At 52.0% G+C, this 22,325-nt stretch carries 23 protein-coding genes and 1 other annotated feature; of the genes, 11 read left to right on the plus strand and 12 right to left on the minus strand.

Annotated elements, in window-relative coordinates; all coding sequences use genetic code 11:
• Positions 1-2 precede the first annotated feature (2 nt).
• The 8 genes from pheT to B880_RS0118805 form a co-directional block, all read right to left on the minus strand.
• A complete protein-coding gene (gene pheT, locus B880_RS0118775; protein WP_017348997.1) occupies positions 3-2,390 on the minus strand; it encodes a phenylalanine--tRNA ligase subunit beta in 2,388 nt (795 codons plus the stop codon).
• A 14-nt stretch (positions 2,391-2,404) separates the two neighbouring features.
• Positions 2,405-3,388, minus strand: a complete 984-nt coding sequence (gene pheS, locus B880_RS0118780) for a phenylalanine--tRNA ligase subunit alpha (protein ID WP_017348998.1) — start codon at positions 3,386-3,388, stop codon at positions 2,405-2,407.
• A gap of 70 nt (positions 3,389-3,458) precedes the next feature.
• Positions 3,459-3,582, minus strand: a sequence feature (Phe leader region).
• Positions 3,533-3,577, minus strand: coding sequence for a pheST operon leader peptide PheM (gene pheM, locus B880_RS26960; RefSeq protein ID WP_181684249.1), 45 nt, complete (start codon positions 3,575-3,577; stop codon positions 3,533-3,535). (Overlaps the previous feature by 45 nt.)
• A gap of 116 nt (positions 3,583-3,698) precedes the next feature.
• Complete coding sequence (gene rplT, locus B880_RS0118785; protein WP_017348999.1) at positions 3,699-4,055, minus strand: 50S ribosomal protein L20; 357 nt, start codon at positions 4,053-4,055, stop codon at positions 3,699-3,701.
• 96 nt (positions 4,056-4,151) lie between these two features.
• Positions 4,152-4,349 (minus strand): 50S ribosomal protein L35, encoded by a 198-nt coding sequence (gene rpmI, locus B880_RS0118790; protein WP_017349000.1) that lies wholly within the window; start codon positions 4,347-4,349, stop codon positions 4,152-4,154.
• Between the two features lie 99 nt (positions 4,350-4,448).
• Positions 4,449-4,997 carry a translation initiation factor IF-3 gene (infC, locus tag B880_RS0118795; RefSeq protein WP_036646390.1) on the minus strand — a complete coding sequence of 183 codons (549 nt, stop codon included), beginning with the start codon at positions 4,995-4,997 and terminating at the stop codon, positions 4,449-4,451.
• Between the two features lie 3 nt (positions 4,998-5,000).
• Positions 5,001-6,929, minus strand: a complete 1,929-nt coding sequence (thrS, locus tag B880_RS0118800; RefSeq protein WP_017349002.1) for a threonine--tRNA ligase — start codon at positions 6,927-6,929, stop codon at positions 5,001-5,003.
• Between the two features lie 246 nt (positions 6,930-7,175).
• Positions 7,176-7,937 carry a DUF481 domain-containing protein gene (locus B880_RS0118805; RefSeq protein ID WP_017349003.1) on the minus strand — a complete coding sequence of 254 codons (762 nt, stop codon included), beginning with the start codon at positions 7,935-7,937 and terminating at the stop codon, positions 7,176-7,178.
• Positions 7,938-8,273: 336 nt separating this feature from the next.
• Between B880_RS0118805 and ghoS the strand changes: the two genes are divergently transcribed.
• Both ghoS and B880_RS0118820 read left to right on the plus strand, forming a co-directional pair.
• The gene (gene ghoS, locus B880_RS0118815; protein WP_017349005.1) at positions 8,274-8,573 is read left to right on the plus strand and encodes a type V toxin-antitoxin system endoribonuclease antitoxin GhoS; all 300 of its coding nucleotides are present in this window, start codon (positions 8,274-8,276) and stop codon (positions 8,571-8,573) included.
• Positions 8,574-8,651: 78 nt separating this feature from the next.
• On the plus strand, positions 8,652-9,545 hold the full coding sequence (locus B880_RS0118820) for a fructosamine kinase family protein (protein WP_017349006.1): 894 nt from the start codon (positions 8,652-8,654) through the stop codon (positions 9,543-9,545).
• Positions 9,546-9,554: 9 nt separating this feature from the next.
• On the opposite strand, the gene B880_RS0118825 is transcribed toward B880_RS0118820, so the two are convergent.
• Positions 9,555-10,091 (minus strand): YniB family protein, encoded by a 537-nt coding sequence (locus tag B880_RS0118825; protein ID WP_017349007.1) that lies wholly within the window; start codon positions 10,089-10,091, stop codon positions 9,555-9,557.
• Positions 10,092-10,256: 165 nt separating this feature from the next.
• Here B880_RS0118825 and hxpB point away from each other — a divergent pair, with 165 nt between their 5' ends.
• The 4 genes from hxpB (at position 10,257) to B880_RS0118845 (ending at position 13,790) form a co-directional block, all read left to right on the plus strand.
• Positions 10,257-10,928, plus strand: coding sequence for a hexitol phosphatase HxpB (gene hxpB / locus B880_RS0118830; RefSeq protein WP_017349008.1), 672 nt, complete (start codon positions 10,257-10,259; stop codon positions 10,926-10,928).
• Between the two features lie 144 nt (positions 10,929-11,072).
• On the plus strand, positions 11,073-11,663 hold the full coding sequence (locus B880_RS0118835) for a metal-dependent hydrolase (RefSeq protein ID WP_017349009.1): 591 nt from the start codon (positions 11,073-11,075) through the stop codon (positions 11,661-11,663).
• 138 nt (positions 11,664-11,801) lie between these two features.
• A complete protein-coding gene (locus tag B880_RS0118840; protein ID WP_017349010.1) occupies positions 11,802-13,193 on the plus strand; it encodes an L-cystine transporter in 1,392 nt (463 codons plus the stop codon).
• A gap of 195 nt (positions 13,194-13,388) precedes the next feature.
• Positions 13,389-13,790, plus strand: coding sequence for a DUF6515 family protein (locus tag B880_RS0118845; RefSeq protein ID WP_017349011.1), 402 nt, complete (start codon positions 13,389-13,391; stop codon positions 13,788-13,790).
• Positions 13,791-13,849: 59 nt separating this feature from the next.
• Here B880_RS0118845 and osmE read toward each other — a convergent pair whose 3' ends face one another.
• A complete protein-coding gene (gene osmE, locus B880_RS0118850) occupies positions 13,850-14,185 on the minus strand; it encodes an osmotically-inducible lipoprotein OsmE (RefSeq protein ID WP_017349012.1) in 336 nt (111 codons plus the stop codon).
• A 191-nt stretch (positions 14,186-14,376) separates the two neighbouring features.
• Between osmE and B880_RS0118855 the strand changes: the two genes are divergently transcribed.
• The 4 genes from B880_RS0118855 to cho all read left to right on the plus strand — a co-directional run bounded on the left by B880_RS0118855 (position 14,377) and on the right by cho (position 18,057).
• Positions 14,377-14,964: a TetR/AcrR family transcriptional regulator gene (locus B880_RS0118855; RefSeq protein WP_017349013.1), complete on the plus strand. Its 588-nt coding sequence runs from the start codon at positions 14,377-14,379 to the stop codon at positions 14,962-14,964.
• On the plus strand, positions 14,961-16,154 hold the full coding sequence (locus B880_RS0118860; RefSeq protein WP_017349014.1) for a multidrug effflux MFS transporter: 1,194 nt from the start codon (positions 14,961-14,963) through the stop codon (positions 16,152-16,154). The genes B880_RS0118855 and B880_RS0118860 overlap by 4 nt, the downstream gene beginning before the upstream one ends.
• 126 nt (positions 16,155-16,280) lie before the next feature.
• Entirely contained in the window at positions 16,281-17,105 is an 825-nt protein-coding gene (nadE, locus tag B880_RS0118865; RefSeq protein ID WP_017349015.1) for an ammonia-dependent NAD(+) synthetase, read from the plus strand.
• A 94-nt stretch (positions 17,106-17,199) separates the two neighbouring features.
• Positions 17,200-18,057 carry an excinuclease Cho gene (gene cho, locus B880_RS0118870; protein WP_017349016.1) on the plus strand — a complete coding sequence of 286 codons (858 nt, stop codon included), beginning with the start codon at positions 17,200-17,202 and terminating at the stop codon, positions 18,055-18,057.
• An 81-nt stretch (positions 18,058-18,138) separates the two neighbouring features.
• Here cho and spy read toward each other — a convergent pair whose 3' ends face one another.
• Complete coding sequence (gene spy / locus B880_RS0118875; RefSeq protein WP_017349017.1) at positions 18,139-18,651, minus strand: ATP-independent periplasmic protein-refolding chaperone Spy; 513 nt, start codon at positions 18,649-18,651, stop codon at positions 18,139-18,141.
• A 722-nt stretch (positions 18,652-19,373) separates the two neighbouring features.
• On the opposite strand from spy, the gene B880_RS0118880 reads away from it, so the two are divergent.
• Entirely contained in the window at positions 19,374-20,447 is a 1,074-nt protein-coding gene (locus tag B880_RS0118880; protein ID WP_017349018.1) for a porin OmpC, read from the plus strand.
• A gap of 62 nt (positions 20,448-20,509) precedes the next feature.
• Here the strand turns inward: B880_RS0118880 and B880_RS0118885 are convergent, their stop codons facing one another.
• Positions 20,510-21,949, minus strand: coding sequence for a YchO/YchP family invasin (locus B880_RS0118885; protein ID WP_036646392.1), 1,440 nt, complete (start codon positions 21,947-21,949; stop codon positions 20,510-20,512).
• Positions 21,950-22,325 lie beyond the last annotated feature (376 nt).

A 22,325-nucleotide genomic window follows, 5' to 3' on the forward strand; every position in this document is an offset into this window, starting at 1 on the left:
GTTCAATCCCTCAAGGTTGCCTGGAATCGCTCTTTTAATGCCGCAACGCATCTGGCAACGGTCGCAGCAATCTCCTCTTCTTCGAGTGTCCGACTGGTATCCTGCAAAGTCAGGCTAATCGCGAGGCTCTTTTCACCCTCGTTCACGCCCTTACCACGGTACACGTCAAACAAGTTTACGCCAACTACCTGATTTGCGCCAACTTTCTTACACTCCGCGATAATATCTGCTGCGGGGACGTTTTCAGCTACGACCACAGCGATATCACGACGGTTTGCCGGGAAGCGAGAAATCTCTTGCGCAGCAGGCAGGACGCGGTCTGCAACCTTATTCCACAGCAGTTCAAAGACTAAGGTGCGACCATTAAGATCCAGCTTGCGTTCCAGGTCTGGGTGAATGACCCCGATAAATCCGATTTTTTCGCCGTGCAAATAAATTGCCGCGCTTTGTCCTGGATGTAGCGCTGGATTTGCTTCCGCACGGAAAGTAATCGCTTCTAATTTACCCGTCAGATCGAGGATCGACTCTAAATCGCCTTTCAAATCATAGAAGTCTACGGCCTGGCGCGCCATGTCCCAGTGTTCTTCAGTACGATGGCCACTCAGGACACCCGCCAGCATAAGATCCTGTTGAATGCCTAAATCCGCTTTAGGTTCCGGCACAAAGCGTAAACCGCTCTCAAACAGACGCACGCGGCCCTGTTGACGGTTTTGGTTATAAACCACTGCGCCCAGCAAACCGGTCCACAGCGACAGACGCATGGCTGACATATCGCTTGAAATAGGGCTTGGCAGAATCAGAGCTTCTTCACCAGGGTGCAGCAACTGCTGTACTTTTGGATCAACAAAGCTGTAGGTAATCGCTTCCTGATAGTCTTTATCCACCAGCAGCGTTTTGATACGTTTCAGTGACAGCGCAGCCTCACGGTGTTCGGTCATGATCAGGCTCGCCTTGACCGGCACATCTGGAATGTTGTTGTAGCCATAAATACGCGCCACTTCTTCCACCAGATCTTCTTCGATAGCCATATCGAAACGCCAGCCTGGCGCTACCGCCTGCCACTCACCCGCACCCACGGTCACTTCACAGCCGAGACGGGTCAGAATATCCGTGACCTGCTCATCAGCGATTACATGGCCAATCAGGCGGTCCAGCTTCTCACGACGCAGAGTGATGGTGGCACGCGCTGGCAGTTCTTTAGCATCGGTCTGATCGATAACCGGACCCGCCTGACCACCGCAGATTTCCAGCAGCAGTTGGGTTGCACGTTCAATGGCTTTGTATTGCAGCGACGGGTCCACACCACGCTCATAACGGTGTGAAGCATCGGTATGCAGGCCATGACGACGAGCACGGCCAGTAATCGCCAGTGGCGCGAAGAATGCGCTCTCCAGCAGGACGTTTTGTGTCTCTTCGTTGACGCCTGAGTGCTCACCGCCAAAGATACCGGCCATAGCTAACGCTTTTTGCTCATCGGCAATCACCAGGGTGTCCTGGTTGAGTTTTGCTTCTGTGCCATCTAACAGCGTCAGCGCTTCGCCCTCTTCCGCCAGACGTACCACAATGCCACCTTCAATGCGGTCAAGGTCAAAGGCGTGCATCGGCTGGCCCAGCTCCAGCAACACATAGTTGGTGATATCTACCACCGGGTCGATAGAGCGGATACCGCAACGACGCAGTTTTTCACGCATCCACAGTGGCGTGGCGGCTTTAACGTTGATGCCCTTAACCACACGGCCAAGGTAGCGCGGACAGGCTGCGCTTGCTTCAACACGAATCGGCAAAGTATCCGTCAGTGTTGCGGGTACCGCTTCGATAGCCGGTTCAGTCAATGGCAGGCCATTCAGTACGGCTACGTCACGTGCAATGCCCGCAATACCGAGGCAGTCGGCGCGGTTTGGCGTGACGCTGATTTCGATGGTGTTATCGTCTAAACGCAGGTAGCTGCGAATATCGGTGCCAATCGGTGCGTCTGCTGGCAGCTCGATGATGCCATCATGGTCATCAGAAATACCCAGCTCAGAGAAGGAGCACAGCATCCCTTCAGAAGGCTCGCCACGCAGTTTGGCGGCTTTGATTTTGAAGTCACCCGGCAGTACAGCACCCACAGTTGCTACAGCCACTTTCAGGCCCTGGCGACAGTTTGGTGCACCACACACGATGTCCAGCAGACGCTCGCCACCGACGTTGATTTTGGTTACGCGCAGTTTATCCGCGTTTGGATGTTGGCCGCACTCAACCACTTCACCCACCACAACACCGTGAAAAGCACCCGCGACCGGGTCGAGGCCATCTACTTCCAGGCCTGCCATCGTAATTTGTTCAGACAGCGCTTCGCTGTCCAGGGCTGGATTTACCCATTCGCGTAACCAGAGTTCACTGAATTTCATTGGATAATCGGCCCTTATTTGAATTGTTTGAGGAAACGTAAATCATTTTCGAAGAAAGCGCGCAAGTCGTTGACGCCGTAGCGCAGCATGGTGAGACGCTCCATGCCCATACCAAACGCAAAGCCAGAATAGACTTCAGGATCGATACCCACATTGCGCAATACATTAGGGTGCACCATGCCGCAGCCCAGCACTTCCAGCCACTTGCCGTTTTTACCCATCACATCCACTTCCGCGGACGGTTCGGTGAACGGGAAGTAAGAAGGACGGAAGCGGATCTGCAGATCTTCTTCAAAGAAGTTGCGCAGGAAGTCGTGCAGTGTCCCTTTCAGGTTGGTGAAGCTGATGTCTTTATCAACAATCAGGCCTTCCATCTGGTGGAACATTGGGGTGTGGGTCTGATCGTAGTCATTACGATACACACGGCCCGGCGCAATGATACGAATAGGTGGCTGCTGGTTCTGCATGGTGCGGATCTGTACGCCCGATGTCTGAGTACGCAGCAGACGCGTTGCATCAAACCAGAAGGTGTCGTGATCGGCACGCGCCGGGTGATGGCCAGGAATGTTCAGGGCATCAAAGTTGTGGTAGTCGTCTTCAATTTCCGGACCGGTCACCACTTCAAAGCCCAACTCGCCAAAGAAGGTCTCGATGCGGTCAATGGTGCGCGTAACCGGATGCAATCCGCCGTTTTCCACCCGACGGCCCGGCAGTGAGACATCAATGGTCTCTGCAGCCAGACGTGCATTCAGCTCTGCGGACTCCAGCGCTTCTTTGCGCTGGTTAAGGTGCGCCTGCACCTGCTGCTTAGCGTCGTTGATCACCGCACCGGCTGCCGGACGATCTTCCGCTGGCAGTTCACGCAGCGTGGTCATTTGCAGCGTCAGATGCCCTTTCTTACCCAGGTATTCGACGCGTACAGCGTCAAGGGCGGCGATATCCGTCGCCTCGTCGAGTGCGGCCGTGGCACGGGCCACCAGTTCTGCGAGTTGGGACATGTTTTCCTCTTTTTACAGTCGGTCTGGTCAGTTCTTGTTGGGACTTAACGTCCAATGTGCTGTCGCCGGAAACAAAAAAGCCTCCACGAGGGAGGCTTTTAGCGCGATTTTCCGTTTCTTTTCTTTGCGCAAAAGCCCCCGAAGTCAGGTGCTAAAGTAAAAAAAGAAACGGAAAATAGCAGCATACATGCTTGCATTACCTTGTGATGGTGAACAGTGTGCACTATTGAAATGCGCCACGGGTAAAATGTCAATCTTTACGCGAAGTTACAGCAATAAAAAAGGGAGCAAGCTCCCTTTTTTACCTGACTTACGCCAGAGCTGATTTTGCTTTTTCAACAAGTGCAGTAAATGTCACTTTGTCGAATACAGCGATGTCAGCCAGGATTTTACGGTCAATTTCAATAGCAGCTTTCTTCAGGCCATTGATGAAACGGCTGTAAGAGATGCCATTCTGACGCGCTGCTGCGTTGATACGCGCAATCCACAGTTGACGGAACTGACGTTTACGTTGACGACGGTCGCGGTAAGCGTACTGACCAGCTTTGATAACAGCCTGGAAGGCAACGCGGTATACACGTGAACGTGCACCATAGTAACCTTTAGCTTGTTTTAAGATTTTTTTGTGACGTGCGCGAGCAATTACACCACGTTTTACGCGAGCCATGTGAGCTCTCCTGTATCAGATTCTGTGATGCCTTTACGCTTTGTTACGGCAATGCCAGTACGCAAAGTTTTAGGGCAGATTTATAAAAAAGTTAACTTATGCGTACGGCAGGCAGGCAATAACCAGACCCAGATCGCCTTTAGACACCATGCCTTTTGGACGCAGGTGACGTTTACGCTTAGTTGATTTTTTAGTCAGAATGTGACGCAGGTTGGCGTGCTTGTGCTTAAATCCACCTTTACCGGTTTTTTTGAAGCGCTTAGCTGCACCACGTACAGTTTTAATCTTTGGCATTTTTACAAATATCCACTTCGCATTGTTAATAAAATGAAATAACGGGCGAACAGAACCACTTAACCCGAAGGCGCTGCGGTTCTGTTACTTGTAGGCCTGTTACTTCTTCTTAGGTGCGAGCACCATGATCATCTGACGGCCTTCAATCTTCGAAGGGAAGGACTCGACGATCGCCAGATCTTGATCTTCACACAGGTCTTTACGGACGCGGTTAAGCACTTCCATACCGATCTGCTGGTGCGCCATCTCACGACCGCGGAAACGCAGCGTGATCTTAGCTTTATCGCCCTCTTCCAGAAAGCGTACCAGGCTGCGGAGTTTTACCTGGTAGTCGCCATCGTCGGTTCCAGGACGGAATTTAATTTCCTTAACCTGAATAACTTTCTGCTTCTTCTTCTGTTCCTTAGAAGATTTGCTTTTTTCGTAGAGGAACTTGCCGTAGTCCATGATGCGGCAAACCGGCGGTTCGGCGTTCGGGCTGATTTCAACTAAATCTACGCCCGCCTCTTCAGCTTTTTCCAAAGCTTCACGTAGACTGACAATACCAATTTGCTCGCCATCAATGCCACTCAAGCGCACTTCAGTTGCACGAATTTCAGCGTTGATGCGATTAGGACGCGTCGGTTGTACTCGTTTTCCGCCTTTAATACTTTATTCCTCCAGTTGGTGAAGATTTCGGCTGCGAATCTCTTGTTGCAGCTTCTCAACAAACACATCAATGTCCATTGTCCCAAGGTCTTTTCCACGGCGGGTGCGAACGGCAACTTTGCCTGCTTCCACCTCTTTATCACCACAGACCAACATATAGGGGACACGTCTTAATGTGTGCTCGCGGATTTTAAAGCCAATCTTCTCGTTTCTCAAGTCCGCTTTCACACGAATGCCAGCTTTCTGCAATTTACGTGTCAAAGTTTCGACATATTCACCTTGCGCGTCGGTGATATTCATCACCACGGCCTGCAACGGAGCCAGCCAGGTTGGGAAGAAACCGGCGAACTCTTCGGTCAGGATGCCAATAAAGCGCTCCATTGAACCGAGAATCGCACGGTGAATCATCACCGGGGTCTGACGATCGTTGTTTTCGCCGACATAAGTCGCGTCAAGACGCTTCGGCAGCGAGAAGTCTAACTGCACTGTCCCACACTGCCAGGCACGGTCGAGGCAATCATACAGGGTAAATTCAATTTTCGGCCCGTAGAATGCACCTTCTCCGTACTGAAATTCAAATGGAATTTCATTTTCTATCAAAGCTGCTTCCAGATCTTTCTCCGCACGGTCCCACATTTCGTCGGTTCCGATACGTTTTTCTGGGCGAGTAGACAGCTTAACCACGATTTTTTCGAAGCCAAAGGTGCTGTACATGTCATAAACCATGCGGATACAGCTGTTGACTTCACTACGCACCTGCTCTTCTGTACAGAAGACGTGGGCATCATCCTGGGTGAAACCACGTACTCGCATCAAGCCATGCAAGGCACCTGATGGCTCATTACGGTGACAACTACCAAATTCCGCCATACGTAATGGCAGATCGCGGTAGGATTTCAGACCCTGGTTAAAGATCTGAACGTGGCCTGGGCAGTTCATTGGCTTGATGCAGTATTCACGGTTCTCAGAAGAGGTCGTGAACATCGCTTCTTTGTAGTTTTCCCAGTGCCCGGTTTTTTCCCACAGCACGCGGTCCATCATAAACGGACCTTTTACTTCCTGGTAGTCGTACTCTTTCAGCTTGGTACGAACAAACACTTCCAGCTCGCGGAAGATGGTCCAGCCGTCATTATGCCAGAAAACCATCCCCGGTGCTTCTTCTTGCATGTGGTAGAGGTCAAGCTGCTTACCGATTTTACGGTGATCGCGCTTCGCAGCCTCTTCCAGACGTTGCAGGTAAGCACTCAGCTGCTTTTTATCTGCCCAGGCAGTACCGTAAACGCGCTGCAACATTTTATTGTTGCTATCGCCACGCCAGTACGCGCCTGAAATCTTCTGCAGTTTGAAATGGTGGCAGAAGCGCATATTCGGCACGTGCGGACCACGGCACATGTCGATGTATTCTTCATGGTGATACAAGCCAGGGCGGTCATCATGGCTGATGTTTTCGTCCAGAATCGTGGTTTTATAGTTCTCACCACGCGCTGCGAACACATCGCGCGCTTCCTGCCAGCTGACTTTCTTTTTCACGACGTCATAGTTGGTCTCAGCTAACTGGTGCATACGCTTTTCCAGTTGGTCGAGATCTTCCTGGGTCAGGGTGTGATCGAGGTCAACGTCATAGTAGAAGCCATTGTCGATAACCGGACCAATCGCCATCTTAGTGTTCGGCCACAACTGCTTGATCGCATGACCTAACAGGTGCGCGCAGGAGTGACGGATGATTTCCAGACCCGCTTCGTCTTTCGCGGTGATAATCGCTACGTTGGCATCTTCAGTGATGGGATCAACCGCGTCAACCAGTTCACCATTAACGCGACCCGCGATACAGGCCTTCGCCAGACCAGGACCGATGTCCAGAGCAATGTCCATAACGCTAACCGCACGGTCAAAGCTGCGCTGGCTGCCATCAGGAAGAGTAATTACAGGCATTTCATATCCTTAATTGCAGTGGTAAGCCACACGAAAGCCTACATGCAACACTGAGTATAAAGAGTGTGAGTACCTGGCGTAATGTCAGACCCACATTGTCGGAATGACGCCAGGAGAGTAAAGCGCGGACGATCATAACAGCTTTTGCCCTGCCCGCAACAGCCGAGTGTGCGTTAAGGCCTGAATGGCTTATCTTTTTTGCGAAGCGGGTCTGAACCAGCCCCGGAAGTACCGGGGCTGTAGCGATTACATCGCGTAAGAGAGCATCACCGTGGTTTTGGTATCGGTGTGATCTGGGGCTGACTCTGGTGGATTGTTGTTCCACGTTACATCATAAGCCAGCTTCAAGGAGAAGTTCTGGTTGATAGCGACCTGCAAACCGGTCTCAGAGTTCACTGTGGTATCGTCACCCAGGCTGCTCAATACAGAGACGCCCTGAATGAATTTAGTGGTGTCGGTCAGTTGCCATTGATAGCTCAAAGCACCATACGCCAGTGCTTTAGTCTGATGACCGCCTTCATGGAAATCGTCATAGCGTACGCCAGGACCAAATTCAGCACGCAGCGAGTGAACCGGGCCGCTCAGGATCTGACGACCGTAACCGGCAGTCAGCGTATCACGTGAAGAGTAACCGTTATAACGGTCGCTCAGCCAGCTAGCCTGACCGAACAGGTAGTCGTTGGAGTTCAGGTTGTAACGTGAACGGCCACCCAGGTTATAAGTCTCTGAAGAGCGCTCATCGTTAGAAGAGGTGTTAGCCGCATTGCCCCACAGGCTGTAAGCCCAGCTGGATTTATACCAGGTCATGCTGGCTTGCGCGGTCAAAGAAGAGCTAGTGGTGTTGCCGGTCTGCGCCAGGTAACCCGCAGCTGCGCTGCCTTCAAACGGTTTTTTCGCCGTTGCAGGGTCATCCATAGAGGTAAAAACGGTGTTATCAGCAAACGCCTGATGACAGAAAGCCCCGGCTGAAAGCAATAAAACGGCAGAAATCCTGGAAATCGGTTTCATGAAATGTGATCCGCACGACAGATTAAAAAACAGAGAGTTTGAAGCGTTTTTCCCGGCGATCAACGCTAATTTTAGTAAGCATTGTAAAAAAATATTAAATCGCTCAAAAAGACACGCAATTATGGGAAGCCTGACTTTTATTCGGACTCTTCCCATTCACGGCGCGCATTATAGAAGGCAGTTAGCGAAAAAACACGCAAATTAAAACAGGAAAAATCGCCTTTTTAATCATGAAATTTGTCTTATCTCGGGACGATAAATCCGCGCTGTAGATTATTCGCTCAATCCTCCTGACTGGTCTACGCTCAATTCTGTTGCAATACAAAGAGGTGAATCATGAGCACCGCAGAAATTACCCGTTATGTTGTGACGATTGAATATCAAGAGTCCGGTCTGAGCAATATTCTTGAACTGAACAGCACCATGACCATTGGTGGATTTTCAACCTCACTCAGTGACAGTGAAGGCCATCCTCATGAGTTAGGCACCAACAGTTTTGGTTATGTAGGTGCGCTTACCATTGAGGAGATGAAAGAAAAAGCGGCGGCGACTGCTGCTGTCGCGCTGGAACAGCCGTTTAGCGTGAAGGTTGCGACGCTGGAAGCGTATCTCCAGGCTGGCCCATCAGGTCAGTAAAGCGCGCTCCAACGCTATTTTTGTTTAATATTTAGGCGTTAAACTGGTCTTAACACAGCGCATCGCGAGGATAGCCCTATGTGGTCAGCCATCAGCCGTCTGTTACGTGAAGAGTTAGGCAATGCCGAAATCAGCCAACGCCGTCAACTTGCCGGAGGCGATATCCATCCCACCTGGGTGATTCAGTATGGTCAGCATCAGGTGTTTGTTAAGTGTAACAGCCGCGACATGCTCTCATTATTCACCTGGGAGGCAGACCAGCTCGGGTTACTGGCCCGCAGTAACACGGTGCGTGTGCCCAAGGTCTATGGCGTAGGGGCCGACCGGGATGAAAGTTTCCTGCTGCTGGAGTACATAGAGCCACAGCCACTGGACAACGAGCAGGCTTACGAATTAGGTGCACAACTGGCGCGGCTGCATCAATGGAGTGAGCAAGCGCAGTTTGGCCTCGACTTTGACAATAACATCACCACCTCTCCACAGCCGAACAGTTGGTTAAAACGCTGGTCGCTGTTTTTTGCTGAACAGCGTATTGGCTGGCAATTGCAACTCGCCGAAGAAAAGGGCATCCGCTACGGTAATACAGAGTTAATCGTCGCCTGCGTGCAACGCGCACTGGCCTCCCATCACCCCCAACCTTCATTGCTGCATGGCGATTTGTGGCCAGCTAACTGCGCAGGTAGCAGTCAGGGGCCGTGGATTTTCGATCCCGCCTGCTATTGGGGAGACCGGGAGTGTGACCTGGCGATGCTGAGCCATTTTCCGCATTTACCGCGCCAAATCTATGAGGGCTATCATCATGTCTGGCCTCTCCCGGAAGGGTTTTCTCAACGGCAGCCGGTTTATCAGCTCTATTACCTGTTAAATCGCGCTAACGTGTTTGGTGGCGAATGGGTGCAGGAAGCACAGGTGGCAATCGTGGCGTTGCTGGATGAAGAAGGCGTGAAAGAGCGCCAGACCAGACCGGCCTGACGCAAGCGATTAAATAAAGCCGAGCAGGGAGAAAACAAAGTAACCGATGACGATCACAACCACCGGTAGAATATACAGCGGGAAAATTTGCAGCAGAATCGTATGGTGTGGCACGTTGATCTTCTCTTCGAGTTGCGCGCGCGTGCGCCCTTCGCTGCCTTTGGCCTGTTCGAGGATCAACTGATCTTCAATCCCTTCTTTAATATGACGCGACTGACGCCACATCCGTGCACCGGAGGCTTCCAGCGCCAGGCCAACGAAGATGAGAATATAAATAATCCAGAACCCGATGTTCGCCGCGCCCTGGAATTCAGGCACCGGTGAGTTCAGCCAGAAAATATCGAGGAAGTGGGTATTAAAGCGAATCATGTCGATCATGACGTGAACAAAGTCGAGCATCACCGCATCAATGCCGGGTTTCTTTTCACTGTGCTTGAACATAAAACTCAGCACTGAAATCAGCGTTGAAAGTAACGCAACAAGGAAAATGATCCAGCCCGCCACACGCTTGAGGATGGCAATGCGGCCAGCCTGTTGATAAGTCATCGTATCTCCTGCACTTGAAGTAGTTTGCGCTAAGTCTACCTGCACCCCGCTGATTTTTCCTGGAAAATCCGCGTATGCAACATAAGCAGCGGTAACAAGCGGTTAGATTACTGTCATCTTGTGCCGCCATGATAAGGTAACGTAAATTCACTCTGGAGTGCATACATGGCTTATCATCGCCCTATCCTTGCCGCCCTGTTTGATATGGATGGCCTGATTATTGATTCAGAACCGTTGTGGGAACAGTCCGAACTGGAGGTGTTTACCAGTATCGGCGTCGATATTTCCCGGCGCGATCAACTGCCCAACACCCTGGGTTTGCGCATCGATCAGGTGGTACGGATGTGGTATGAGGTCGCGCCGTGGAATGGCCCGAGTCAACAAGAAGTCACCAACCGCATTTTTGCCCGAACGCTGTCACTGGTTGAAGAGACGCGTCCACTGCTTCCCGGCGTAGAAAATGCCCTTAAGCTCTGCCGCAGCCTGGAACTCAAAACCGCATTAGTCTCTGCCTCACCATTACATATGCTGGAGCGCGTGCTGGAGCTGTTTCAGCTGCGTCATTACTTTGATGCACTGGCTTCAGCGGAAGTGTTGCCCTACAGCAAGCCCCATCCGCAGGTCTATCTTGACGGTGCCGCCAAACTGGGGGTTGATCCGTTAGATTGCGTGTCACTTGAGGACTCATTCAACGGTATGATTGCCGCCAAAGCGGCGCGCATGCGTTCTATCGTCGTGCCTGCCCCTGAACATCGTCCGGACCCACGCTGGGCGTTGGCCGATGTCAAGCTCATCGATCTGACGCAATTGCACGATCACCATCTGCTCGGTCAGTAACAGCAGTTGAGACGGCAGCCCTTTGCGCTACGGGCTGCCATTTTGACATGAAAAAATTCACGCCTCGTTACAGCGTCACATATTCTCATTTACTGGATAAATCCCTATACTGGATGCATTGACAGTTTGCAGCCAGGTTTCATCATGACGGCCGAAGGCCACATCATTTTTGCCATTGCCAGCGCCATTTTTGCCAAGCGCGCTGAACTAACACCCGTTTTGGCGCAAGCCGACTGGTGGCACCTGATTTCTGCGGCGCTTCTCACCTGCTTGCTGCCCGATATCGATCACCCCAAATCACTGCTGGGCCAGCGCCTGAAATGGATCTCGAAACCCATTGCCCGGGCGTTTGGTCATCGCGGCTTTACCCACAGTCTACTGGCAGTGGCCGCGGGGTTATGGCTGTTTCAGGTTAATGTCCCTGCCGACTGGCTCATGCCAGCGGATGTCCTGCAAGGACTGACGTTAGGGTATCTCAGCCATATCGTGGCGGATATGCTCACCCCTGCGGGTGTTCCCCTGTTGTGGCCCTGCCGCTGGCGTTTTCGTCTGCCCATCCTGAACAGCCAAAGAGGCAATCAGCTTGAACGCGCATTGTGTCTGGCCCTGGTGGGATACGCATTGATTTTCCCTGCCGGAACGCCCTCCTTTGGTGCAAACGGCTGGCCTAATCAACTGTTTGATACGCTACAAAACGGCGTTAGTCGGCTGATCTCCACGCAAAAAGTACATTAAGCAGACAAAAAAACCAAAAAGGTTATAAACCATTCCATTTGGATATATCCGCGCACCATTAATGGCTGCTACCCTCTGTGACAACTTATTTCGTTATAAATAAAATGCTGCCCCCTGACCGGGGCAACTGGGGATGTTATGGATTTTCCACTACTGCTGAATCTTGCCGTCTTTATTGTACTGCTCGTGGTGCTTTCACGCCTCGGCAACCAACGCTGGTCGCTGGCGAAAAAGGTCCTGACGGGCCTGATGTTGGGCGTGGTTTTTGGACTGGCACTGCAGCTGATTTACGGTGCCGATAACCCGATACTGAAAACATCGATCTCCTGGTTCAACATCGTCGGTAATGGTTATGTGCAGCTCTTGCAGATGATTGTGATGCCACTGGTGTTTGCTTCCATTCTCAGTGCCGTGGTGCGCCTGCACAATGCTTCATCACTGGGTAAAATCAGCCTGCTGACGCTGGGCGTGCTTTTAGCCACTACCGCCGTCTCGGCTTTTGTGGGCGTGCTGGTCACCGGGCTGTTCCACCTGAGCGCAGAAGGTCTGGTACAAGGCGCTCAGGAGAGTGCTCGCCTCGCCGCCATTCAAAGTAACTATGTCGGAAAAGTGGCCGATCTCACCGTGCCGCAGCTGCTGCTCTCCTTCGTACCGAAAAATCCCTTTGCCGACTTAACCGGTGCCAGCCCAACCTCGATTATCAGTGTGGTGATCTTCGCAGCTTTCCTGGGTGTGGCGGCATTGCAGCTGATCAAAGATGATGCGGAAAAAGGCGAGCGCGTAAAAGCGGCCATCGATACCCTGCAGGCATGGGTGATGAAGCTGGTGCGTCTGGTCATGAAGCTGACCCCGTATGGCGTGCTGGCTTTAATGACCAAAGTGGTTGCCGGGTCAAATCTGCAAGACATCATTAAACTGGGTGGCTTTGTTGTGGCTTCCTACCTCGGCTTAGCGATCATGTTTGCGGTTCATGGCCTGCTGCTGTCGCTTAACGGCATCAATCCTTTCCGCTTCTTCCGTAAAGTCTGGCCGGTGATTACCTTTGCGTTCACCAGCCGCTCCAGCGCCGCTTCCATTCCACTCAACGTTGAAGCACAGACGCGCCGCCTGGGTGTTCCTGAGTCCATCGCCAGCTTCTCTGCCTCCTTTGGTGCCACGATTGGCCAGAATGGCTGTGCCGGTCTCTACCCTGCGATGCTGGCCGTTATGGTTGCGCCTACCGTAGGCATTAATCCGTTCGATCCGGTCTGGATTGCGACGCTGGTGGGCGTAGTCACCCTCAGCTCAGCGGGCGTCGCAGGCGTAGGTGGCGGTGCAACGTTCGCAGCACTGATTGTGTTGCCGACGCTCGGCTTGCCAGTGACGCTGGTCGCGCTGCTCATCTCCATTGAGCCGCTGATTGATATGGGCCGTACTGCGTTGAACGTCAACGGCGCAATGACGGCGGGCTCCCTCACCAGCCGCTGGTTAGGCGTCACGGATAAAAAGATTTTAAACAGCGATGATGCCGGGCAACTGGCTGAACAATAAGGTCACAATACAGACGAGTCTGATTGCAGGCTCGTCTGCTTTTTCCCGCCTAAACTCCACAATTTCTCCTCGAACCCCCCCCTCCGTTAAGAAAGCGTTAAGCCTGGTAAATAGAGGAAAAACCCCCTTGTTTGTGCTTGTCTTTGCACTGAAAAAGGAGAATCCTGCATACAGTCCAAGCAGGAGAACACACCCATGAAAAAAGTTATCGCCTCTGTGCTGGCGTTAACGCTGATTGCGCCAGCCATTGCATTTGCCCATCCCTGGGGTCCCGGCCCTGGCCCACATTGGGGTGGCGGACCGGGTCCTCACTGGGGCGGTCCTGGCCCTCGCTGGGGTGGCCCAGGCCCACTGCGGTTCCTGCCAGAAGCGGCTACCGCAGTCTTGATTGGTGGCCTCACCTATTACATGTTGAATGGCAATTATTACCAGCGTTCTGGTGATACATACGTGGTGGTCCAGCCCCCCGCCGATCGGGTTGAAGGTATGCGTGTACTGGATTTCAACGGTCGCCGCTACTATGTGCAGGAAGGCCACTACTATGAGCGCGATATTAACGGCTCATACACGGAAGTTCCTCGCCCTTACGGCCTGTAATTCTGGCTAAAAAAATGGCCCGTCAGTCACCTGACGGGCCATTTTTCATTTAACTGGGGTTACTGTCCGCTTTGCGGGTCAGTGTCGTAATCTTTACAGCTCTGGAAGCCATAGTTCATCACATGCCCGGTGTCGTTGTAACTCACAAAGTAGGTTTGCAGCTTGCCATCACGCTCACCAATAACATAGGTCTGGCAAGTTCCGCGCGCATGTACCATGGTGATTTCAGTTGAAGGTGCTCCAGCAATCTGGCGTACCTGGTCGCGTGTCATGCCTTTTTTCACATCTTTTACGACCGGCTTAGTCACATAACTTTCTGCACGATCGTAAGTCGTACATCCTGACAGGGCTGCCAGGGTCAGCGCTGCGGCAATACATCCCATGACTTTATTCATCTTGTTATTCCTCATTGATTATCCATGTGCCATAAGCCTGGAACATAAATCCCTGTTTATCAAATCCGTTTATCTATTTTTGCCTGATGCATTTACACGTTTTTTGCGGAAAAAAAGGTGTCCACCGGTAGGCTCCTGCGTATAATCGCCCGTCGAGAATGAGCACTCTCAAAACTATTTCAGAGGATCAAATGACCCGACAGCAGGACGCCAGAGACGAACGACATCGCTGTCGCAAGGATGAGATCATTTGCGCGGCCAGACACTGTTTTCGTCAGTCAGGCTTTCACGCTGCCAGTATGGCGCAGTTGGCCCGCGCCGCTGAACTGAGCGTAGGTCAGCTGTATCGCTATTTCCCCAGTAAAGACGCATTGATTGAAGTGATGGTGACACGCATCGTCACCAGCCGTGTGGCCGCGATGCAGGATAAGTTTGATGCCGGGCAGATTGCCACCATGCTCGCCTGGCGCACCAGCCTTAACCAGGAAGATGAGCAGTTGATGCTGGAAGTCGCGGCAGAGGCCAGCCGTAATCCGCGTGTTGCCCAGATTCTGCATGATGCCGATGCCCACATGTTCAAAAGTGCGTGTGGAAAGCTGCGTAAAAACCATCCGCACCTCAGCGAAGAACAGCTTAAAGCCTGCGTCGAAGTCCTGTCGGTGCTGGTAGAAGGCACCGCCTTTCGCCGCCTGACGCCGCAGAAAGCGTCAGCGGAGACGCTACAGGCGCTGTATCAAAATATGATTCAACATCTCGTTAAAATATCAGAGGATAAATGACACCTGCACACTCTAACCGGCTGGTTTATGCCATCACGCTCGGCCTGATGGCTGCCCTTGGGCCGCTATGTATCGACCTTTACCTGCCCTCTTTACCAGAACTGGCACGCGACCTGAATACGTCTACGGCAACCGCACAGCTTAGCCTGACCGCAGGCCTGATTGGGCTGGGTGTAGGCCAACTGCTGTTTGGCCCGATGAGCGACAAATTCGGCCGTATCCGGCCTTTATACATCTCTCTGGTGCTGCTTTTTGTCGCCTCTGTTGGCTGCGCGCTGGCACAGAACATTCATCAACTGCTGGCCGCACGCGTCTTTGAAGGCCTGGCCGGTGCTGGCGGTGCCGTATTGTCCCGTGCGATTGCACGCGATATGTACAGTGGCCATGAGTTAACGCGCTTCTTTGCGCTGTTGATGCTGGTGAACGGTCTGGCCCCGATTGGTGCGCCGGTATTAGGTGGGGTGTTAATGACGGTGCTGAACTGGCGCGGCATTTTCGTCGTGCTGGGTTGTATTGCGGTGCTGCTGGTGTTCCTGGCGCGCTGGAAGCTGCATGAAACACTGCCCGCAGAACGCCGTAGCCAGGGATCGGTCTTCTCCGCCTGGGCGGCTCTGGGCCAGGTGGTCACACACCGTGGCTTTATGGGCTTCTGTTTAACACAGGGCTTTATGATGTCGGGGATGTTTGCCTACATTGGCGCGTCACCGTTTGTCCTGCAACAGATCTATGGTCTGACCCCGCAAATGTTCAGCATCTGCTTTGCGGCTAACGGCTTCGGATTAATCATCGCTTCACAAACCAGCGCCCGTCTGTGCCGTCGCTTTGGCGAGTATCGCGTGTTGAAAGGCGGCTTAACGCTGGCTTTCGTCTCCTCAACCCTGTTGTTGATTGCAGGCCTGAGCGGTGCTCCTTTGTCGGTGGTGCTTGGCTTGCTGTTCTTTACGATTGCCAGCAACGGCGTGATCGCGACCACCGCATCGTCTCTTGCCATGCAAAGCCAGGGACATCGTGCGGGCAGCGCCTCTGCGGTGATCGGCGTGGTTATGTTTACCCTCGGTGCCATTGCCGTGCCTCTCACCGGCATTGGTGGGACTTCCGTACTGAGCATGACGGCAACCATTTGGGGTTGTTTCATGTGTGCCATCCTGATGTTCCTGCTGTTGGCTAAAAAACCCGCCGCCAAAGCGTAAACACACTGATTGCTCAAGGAATACCTGAAAACAACAAGCCATCTGGCTTGTTGTTTTTTGTGATGCGCGTTAGCTTAGCACTAGATTCGCATTGTGCCGCCAGGCTACTGAATTGAGGAGAGGTCTATGTCATTACAACAGGAAATTATCGCCGCTCTGGGCGTAAAACCCACTATTGATGCCGCGCAGGAAGTGCGTACTAGCGTGGATTTTCTTAAAGCCTATTTACGTCGTTATCCCTTTATTAAAACCCTGGTGTTGGGGATCAGCGGCGGCCAGGACTCAACCCTGACCGGCATTCTCTCGCAAACGGCCATTCGTGAACTGCGCGCAGAAACCGGCGATCAAGAGTACACCTTTATTGCCGTGCGTTTGCCGTATGGCGTACAGGCGGATGAAGCGGACTGCCAGGACGCCCTCGCCTTCATCAATCCGGATCGTTCTCTGGTGGTGAACATTAAAGAGGCGGTGCTGGCCAGCGAGCGCGCACTGGAAGTTGCGGGCATCACGCTCTCTGACTTTATTCGTGGCAATGAGAAAGCCCGCGAGCGCATGAAAGCCCAGTACAGCATTGCAGGGATGACCAAAGGCGTGGTCGTAGGCACTGACCATGCTGCGGAAGCCTTAACCGGTTTCTTCACCAAATACGGCGATGGAGGCACCGACATCAACCCGATTTTCCGCCTGAATAAAGGCCAGGGCAAACAGCTGTTGAAACACCTTGGCTGTCCTGAGCACCTGTATCTCAAGCAGCCCACGGCCGATCTGGAAGATAACCGCCCAGGCCTGCAGGATGAAGTCGCCCTTGGCGTGACCTACGCAATGATCGATGCCTACCTGGAAGGGAAAACCGTCCCGGCAGAAACGGCGAAGATCATTGAAACCTGGTATCTGAAAACCGAACACAAACGTCGCCCGCCGATTACCGTGTTTGATGATTTCTGGAAATAAACGGGCTTAGCGAAAACGTAAGCCCGAACCACTTACTGGCGAAAGTTCATACAGGCTGATAAGCTGTATGCTTAACCAGTAAGTGGAGTCTGTTTTGGTCAACCGTTCTTCTTCCCGCCTTGAATTTGACGCGGCCGCTATTTATGAATATCCCGAACATCTGCGCGACTGGCTAAATGGCCTGCCCGCTTTGCCTGGGGTCTACACGTTTCACGGTGAAAGCGAAACCCTGCCGCTGTATATCGGCAAAAGCATCAACCTACGTAGCCGGGTGATGGCCCATTTCCGCACCGTCGAAGAAGCCAAAATGCTGCGCCAGGCGCGGAGAATCACCTGGGTCACCACCGCCGGGGACTTAGGCGCCCTGCTGCTGGAAGCACAGATGATCAAACAGCAGCAGCCCCTGTTTAATAAACGTCTGCGCCATAATCGCCAGCTCTGCTCCCTCCAGTTGCAGCACAACAGCCCGCAAGTGGTCTACGCCCGCGATCTGGACTTTTCTACCTCACCCAACCTGTTTGGTCTGTTTCAAAACCGGCATGCGGCGCTTGAAACCCTGCGTAATATTGCTGATGAGCAACGGCTCTGTCACGGCTTGCTCGGGCTGGAAAACATCAGCAACGGGCGAGCCTGTTTCCGTTCAGCCCTGAAGCGCTGCGGCGGAGCCTGCTGTGGTCGAGAATCGGTCGCCGATCACCAGATGCGCTTGCTGGCCGCACTGGAAAGGCTGCGGTTAGTGTGCTGGCCGTGGCAAGGGCCGGTAGGACTGATTGAGACGGGGAGCCATCAGACACAAATTCATGTCATTGATCACTGGTTTTATCTGGGTTCGGTTGAACGCCTTGAAGAGGCGGCCGACCTTAAGCGGGTACGATCGGGTTTTGATCATGACGGCTATAAGATTTTATGCGGGCCACTGTTGTCAGGAAAATATCCGCTGGTCCCGCTGTAACGGCACCCAACGTCAAACCGCCGAAGCTGCCCACTTTATTGAAAAATGGACAGCCCCGGCGGTCTTTAAAACGTTAAGCCATTACTGTGCTGGAGGCGGTGCATCCTGGCCTTCAGCTGGCGGTGGCAGCATTTTACCGTGATGAGGACGTTTCTCTGTCAGACGTTTCTCAAAATTGGCGTTGTACTGCTTTTTCTGCTCTGGTGTCAGAATGTTGTAGATTTTATTCTGAGTTTCAAGCATTTGCAGGGTGCGCTGTTTCGCACCAGCGGCCATTTTATCGGCCAGCGCTTCCGCTTTAGCATGGTCAAAACTGCTTGCAGTCACGATATCATGCCCGGCCTGCAAGTCGGCCTTCATTGGCGGATGCCCTTCTTTATGGCTGGCTTCGAAAATCTCGTGAATCTGTTTTTTCTGCGCATCGGTCAGGTTCAGGTTTTTGAACATGAAGTCGCCCGGACGATGTGGCGGCTTGTGATGCGGTTGTTCACTGCCCGCTGGCGGTGGTGTCAGATTGTCAGCCGCCGCGTGAACGACAGTAACAGCACCCAGAGCGAGGGTGGTAGCGAGAAAGAGGGAAGTTAGTTTACGCATATTCTTATCCTTACTATTCAGTGTCATGACGACAGCCTGTGTCGCGTCTTCGGAAACAAGTGTACGCAGCTGAACGTCAACTACTCAGAACCTGAGTAAAGCCCTGCAAGCATAAAAGACACTGATTCGCCGATCATGAAGACAATGAGAAGAAAAGCGTGAGGAATTGAAAATAGATATTAACCAACTGCATAATTGGCAGGAATGATGGAGAAGTGTAATCATTGTGTTTGCAAAGTGGAAGCATAATTTCCAACACTCTGCGTGAGACGGTTATCCTCTCACCCACTCTGCTATTATTCCCCTCTCTGCACGTGAAAAATAATAACAACCTTATGAACCAAACGAAAATAAACCCCAAAAAACAAATGAAAAGTTATTTCCGGGGGAATAATTAGTCATCTAACCTTATTTCCCCTTGTGATATAAACGTATATAGGCTCGCCGAAAAATAACCTCCCTCAAAAACCCTCGTCCTGCCTCACCTTAGCTAGCACCACACAACTCACTGTATTTGATAGATATTACAAATCCCGGCAATCGCATTACTGTTATCAAATATTGGGATTCAACCCTTTATCAACGTCACTTAAGATAATCATCTTATATAGAAATTAACTGAAATATTTTGTAACAGGTATTGCAATCGATTAATTTCACTTTCTGTGTCATTTTCACTCCGCACCAACTTATAACTTACATAATGAAAAAGGGTTTATTTGATGATGAAGCGTTCGTTACTGACGGCATTGATGCCGTTATTACTGGCAATATCTTCCACTCAGGCTGCCGAGATTTATAATAAAGATGGCAATAAAATAGATTTAAACGGTAAAGTCAGCGTCTCCCATCTGTTTTCCAATGATGACAGCAACAATGGCGATGTCTCCTCTTATGCGCGTTTTGGTTTCAGAGGGCAAACCCAAATCACCGATAAACTGAGCGGCTATGGTTTCTGGCAATATCAATATAGCCTGGCTAACTCAGAAGGTAGCGATGCACAAACCAATAACCGTACCCGCCTCGGCTTTGCCGGATTGAAATATGGCGATTTCGGCTCCATAGATTACGGCCGTAATTACGGTCTGGTCTATGACGCATTAGGCTATACCGATATGCTGCCCTTCTTCGGCGGTAACTCAGGGTATGCCGATGCTTTCCTCGCCGGGCGTGCAGGCGGTCTGGTGACCTGGCGTAATAATGGCTTCTTTGGACTGGTTGATGGTTTGAACGTTGCTGCCCAGTATCAGGGTAAGAACGAGCGTACCGGTGCTACCGATGCAGTGCGCCGTGGGAATGGTGACGGCTTCGCGCTTTCCGCCTCATATAACTTTGATTTTGGCCTTAGCCTGGTGGGAGCTTATGCCAGCCTGGACAGAACCAACGCGCAAAATCAGGCGACGCGTGGCAAAGGGGATAAAGCGCAGAACTGGGCCACCGCGATCAAATATGATGCCAACCAGATTTATCTGGCCACCATGTACGGTGAGACGCTTAATGCCACTCCCATCAGCGGCGGTTTCGCGAATAAAGCGCAAAACTTTGAAGTGGTGGCGCAATATCAGTTCCTGAACGGATTCCGCCCTTCAGCTGCCTATGTTTCATCAAAAGGCAAAGACATTGAGAATATTGGCGACGCTGATATCGTCAAATACACCTCGTTCGGTGCGTATTACTACTTCAATAAAAACTTCAATATTTATGCAGAATACCGGATTAACTTGCTGAAAAAGGATAATCCATTGGGTCTGGCCACCGACGATGTTTCCGCCGCAGGCTTCGCTTATCAGTTCTGATGTTAACTGTTGGCACGTCCCCAAGCCTGATGCCGCAACATCAGGCTTTATTGCTTCTGCGATTAAGGCCCAGGTGCCAAAATATCAAATTGATTATCATCCTCGCCCTGGTCAAGCTGCATCGGCGGCTGAAGCGCCAGCACAATTTCGTTAGAGGTGACACGCTGCTGTTTGCTGTCCTGCAACGTCACCGTAAGACGATAACGGTTTGACGCACCGGGCGAATTATCCCAGGCGGGCATAATCACCGACCACCCGCTGGTACTGGTGTTGTCTGCGGGGGGTGTCAGGCTCAGCGCCTGGGTATCACCTTGCCATAGCAGCTTAACAATCGGATTAGCACTGTGGACCTGTAAAACCAGTTGCACACTCTCCTGCGGATTAAGCTGCCACGGTGGCGTAGCCAGAAATACCGATAAAGACTTACGTTGACGATACTGATAAACCGGCTGATCGCTGCGGGTCACACGATCTAGCCAGCTGCCGCGTAGCGAACGTACTACCGCGACGTTGGCGGGATCTAACATCTGCTGGAGTGACGCACCAAAGCGATAGTTGAGCTTCAGACCAAAGACATCCTGCGTTTCCCCGTCACTGCTGGCCTTGTGGCTGGCAGAAAAAGTGACTAAAGGAACCGGCGTGTAAGAGACGCCTAACGAGAACGCGGCGGGGTTGTGGTACAACGTCCCACTATTAAACAGATCGATGTTGTCACCGAGGAATTGCTGATAGCTCAGGCTAAAACCTAACTGACGATAAAAAGGCAAATAGCTCTGGCTGGTAATATCGTAGCCACGCGCCATCCGCTGCTCTACTCCGCTGCTGCCGCCCCGCCAGCTACTGAGCGGATAATAGTAGTTCGCCGATAAGCGCAGGAAATTTCCCCAGGCTTCAGTCCCCACTGAACCCCGCTGTAAACCACTGCGTGCGCTGCGATCGATAAATGCGTTGTAGCCCAGCAACCAGCTTCCGGCCATCCAGCGCTGGCCAAGGCCTGCACTGCCAACCGGCCCCTGATCGCTTTCACTGATGCCGAGCTGGCTATAGGTCAGAAAGGACTTCCGGTCCTGCAGCGGGCTGAGCAAGGTGGCTTCTGAACCGGTGAAATTTCCCGCCATATCGACCTGTAAGCCAATCTCTGCGGTGCCATACGGCGAAAGCAACGAGGCTCCCTCGCTAGCAACCCGTTCAGCCACTTCATCGCGAAAATGGTTAAACGCCCAGACGCTGGCTTCGTGACCAAATGAGTCATCGTCACTGCTCTGCTCACTGGCGGTGGCGATACTCTGCGCAATGGTCGCGAGCTTTTTACTCCAGTCACTGTCATCGCTGCTCGCATCACTGCCTAGCTGCGGCAGGTTATGCTCCATGTGCAGTAAATGTGCGTCACTCTCGTCGAGAGGCGACGATGAAAGCTTATCAAGGCTGGATTGCCACGCGTCAGCGTGGGTGCCAACCAGCAGGAGAAGGAGTGATGAACAACGAACGAAGATAAAACGCATAGCAACAATGTAACAGGGTGAAAGTGAGCAATATCGATTACCTTAGCACATCAACCTGGCCCAAATCAGGGTGGTGCGAATATCCTCTACGCTCAGGACATGTTTTATCTGAAATATCTGATCAGATATTCACCAACCGAAGCGATATGACAGCGCAAAGTAATAAATGAAATTTACGATTAATTAACACTGCACTGGGCTGAACCTCACGCCGGCCTGGAGTACTCTGAGTTTCCCAAAGAAACAGTAAAGATAAATTTATAATTCAACCCGTTGCCTGATCACACTTTATTCGCCAGAGTTGATTAAACAGCGGCCTGACACGCCTTCTCATGAAGTGCAATGGTTTAAAATCCTAAAAGTCTTAGGTAGACTG

Source organism: Pantoea sp. A4, from assembly GCF_000295955.2.
Lineage (GTDB): Bacteria > Pseudomonadota > Gammaproteobacteria > Enterobacterales > Enterobacteriaceae > Pantoea > Pantoea multigeneris.

What these genes read in the sequence shown, in the direction of transcription:
- B880_RS0118805 (WP_017349003.1), bottom strand. Translation starts at nt 7,937, where the DNA reads ATGAAACCGATTTCCAGGATTTCTGCCGTTTTATTGCTTTCAGCCGGG.
- B880_RS0118885 (WP_036646392.1), bottom strand. Translation starts at nt 21,949, where the DNA reads ATGCGTTTTATCTTCGTTCGTTGTTCATCACTCCTTCTCCTGCTGGTT.
- nadE (WP_017349015.1), top strand. Translation starts at nt 16,281, where the DNA reads ATGTCATTACAACAGGAAATTATCGCCGCTCTGGGCGTAAAACCCACT.
- B880_RS0118860 (WP_017349014.1), top strand. Translation starts at nt 14,961, where the DNA reads ATGACACCTGCACACTCTAACCGGCTGGTTTATGCCATCACGCTCGGC.
- thrS (WP_017349002.1), bottom strand. Translation starts at nt 6,929, where the DNA reads ATGCCTGTAATTACTCTTCCTGATGGCAGCCAGCGCAGCTTTGACCGT.
- ghoS (WP_017349005.1), top strand. Translation starts at nt 8,274, where the DNA reads ATGAGCACCGCAGAAATTACCCGTTATGTTGTGACGATTGAATATCAA.
- rplT (WP_017348999.1), bottom strand. Translation starts at nt 4,055, where the DNA reads ATGGCTCGCGTAAAACGTGGTGTAATTGCTCGCGCACGTCACAAAAAA.
- B880_RS0118835 (WP_017349009.1), top strand. Translation starts at nt 11,073, where the DNA reads ATGACGGCCGAAGGCCACATCATTTTTGCCATTGCCAGCGCCATTTTT.
- B880_RS0118880 (WP_017349018.1), top strand. Translation starts at nt 19,374, where the DNA reads ATGATGAAGCGTTCGTTACTGACGGCATTGATGCCGTTATTACTGGCA.
- rpmI (WP_017349000.1), bottom strand. Translation starts at nt 4,349, where the DNA reads ATGCCAAAGATTAAAACTGTACGTGGTGCAGCTAAGCGCTTCAAAAAA.
- pheT (WP_017348997.1), bottom strand. Translation starts at nt 2,390, where the DNA reads ATGAAATTCAGTGAACTCTGGTTACGCGAATGGGTAAATCCAGCCCTG.
- spy (WP_017349017.1), bottom strand. Translation starts at nt 18,651, where the DNA reads ATGCGTAAACTAACTTCCCTCTTTCTCGCTACCACCCTCGCTCTGGGT.
- pheS (WP_017348998.1), bottom strand. Translation starts at nt 3,388, where the DNA reads ATGTCCCAACTCGCAGAACTGGTGGCCCGTGCCACGGCCGCACTCGAC.
- hxpB (WP_017349008.1), top strand. Translation starts at nt 10,257, where the DNA reads ATGGCTTATCATCGCCCTATCCTTGCCGCCCTGTTTGATATGGATGGC.
- B880_RS0118845 (WP_017349011.1), top strand. Translation starts at nt 13,389, where the DNA reads ATGAAAAAAGTTATCGCCTCTGTGCTGGCGTTAACGCTGATTGCGCCA.
- B880_RS0118840 (WP_017349010.1), top strand. Translation starts at nt 11,802, where the DNA reads ATGGATTTTCCACTACTGCTGAATCTTGCCGTCTTTATTGTACTGCTC.
- B880_RS0118825 (WP_017349007.1), bottom strand. Translation starts at nt 10,091, where the DNA reads ATGACTTATCAACAGGCTGGCCGCATTGCCATCCTCAAGCGTGTGGCG.
- osmE (WP_017349012.1), bottom strand. Translation starts at nt 14,185, where the DNA reads ATGAATAAAGTCATGGGATGTATTGCCGCAGCGCTGACCCTGGCAGCC.
- B880_RS0118820 (WP_017349006.1), top strand. Translation starts at nt 8,652, where the DNA reads ATGTGGTCAGCCATCAGCCGTCTGTTACGTGAAGAGTTAGGCAATGCC.
- B880_RS0118855 (WP_017349013.1), top strand. Translation starts at nt 14,377, where the DNA reads ATGACCCGACAGCAGGACGCCAGAGACGAACGACATCGCTGTCGCAAG.